We start from the raw sequence: 1,184 nt of genomic DNA, 5'->3' as shown, positions 1-1,184 counted from the left end.
AGACAGATTACATTCTGTTCTTCTGGCTTTCTCCTGCTCCTGTACCCTTATATTTGCTTCTTGTAGTGTTGAATTTATACCTTACAGTAAGCGACACTTTGCTTGTTGACTGTTGATCAAGAATCATTTCCTTCATTTTGCCATAATGAGCACTCATGTGAATATCGTCTGTCCCAAACAAATCATAGATAAAGAGATCAAACGACAAACGATCCTTCAAGAAAGCCTTATATACAGATACATTGGTACAAAATCTTGGCTTATACGAATATATATTTCTTCCATATCCTTTTGTGGTATACGACATCATCCACGTTAACATTGCCAACTTGGTGTTGAAGGTGTTGTTAAAGTTGAATACTGCCATAGGATTGTTGGATATTTTGCCATCATGTGCATCCATATCAAGCCACTGTTTTGTCACAGATGCCGTAAATGAAGGATGCCAAATGCCAAACGAAGGGCGTAAGTTGACGGATGCTTCTACATGATTATATGCCTTTCCATTCACAGGCTTAAGCAGTCCTATTGCAGGATTGTCTTTGTAAGTCTCTACATTCGACATCATCGTATGCGAAGTATGGCTGTAGGTCATATCGAAAATCAACCATTTGTAAGCCAACTCGTAGTTGAGATTTTTGCTTATCTCAGACACTAAGAATGGATTTCCGGTTTCATACGTGTAGCGGTTGTCATACTGAATACCTTACCGGTGATATTCTGCGCCATCATCGGAGTAATAGCCGAGAGGCACAACGCTGTGGTAAAAATTACTTTTCCCTTCATATTGCTAATGCTTTGATTGCTTCATTTATTTTTCTGCTGCAAAAGTATAATTTGAATGAAAAAAGCCTTTGACACAAAAGTGTATTTCAGAGATGGGTGGCTGAAAAATTACACTTTTGTGTATGTGAAAACAAAAATCCATGCATGAGCCCACTTGAAAAAGGCATTTTACGAAAACGTCCTATTGATTGTTATAAGTTACAAAGACCAAATTTGATCTGGACTTTTTCAAGTGGGCTCAATATATTATAAAACCATAGCATCTATTATCAGTTGTTTATCAATACTATACACTCTAAACGGTAGAAAAGTGACTGTGTGGATTCTATATAGACCTTAATTCCGCAACACTATTACAAATATAACTTTTTAAGTACCTGAGCAACAAAAAGTTGCTC

General features: G+C 36.8%; 2 protein-coding genes. Both read right to left on the bottom strand.

Going from position 1 to position 1,184, the window contains the following annotated elements; genetic code table 11:
- Positions 1-7: 7 nt before the first annotated feature.
- Entirely contained in the window at positions 8-655 is a 648-nt protein-coding gene (locus QVO99_RS03610; protein ID WP_022316236.1) for an outer membrane beta-barrel protein, read from the bottom strand.
- A complete protein-coding gene (locus tag QVO99_RS03605; RefSeq protein ID WP_022316235.1) occupies positions 655-786 on the bottom strand; it encodes a hypothetical protein in 132 nt (43 codons plus the stop codon). The genes QVO99_RS03610 and QVO99_RS03605 overlap by 1 nt, the downstream gene beginning before the upstream one ends.
- Positions 787-1,184 lie beyond the last annotated feature (398 nt).

This window comes from Prevotella sp. CAG:592, from assembly GCF_000436015.1.
GTDB lineage: Bacteria > Bacteroidota > Bacteroidia > Bacteroidales > Bacteroidaceae > Prevotella > Prevotella pectinovora.
This window is presented reverse-complemented; position numbering and strand designations above follow the sequence as displayed.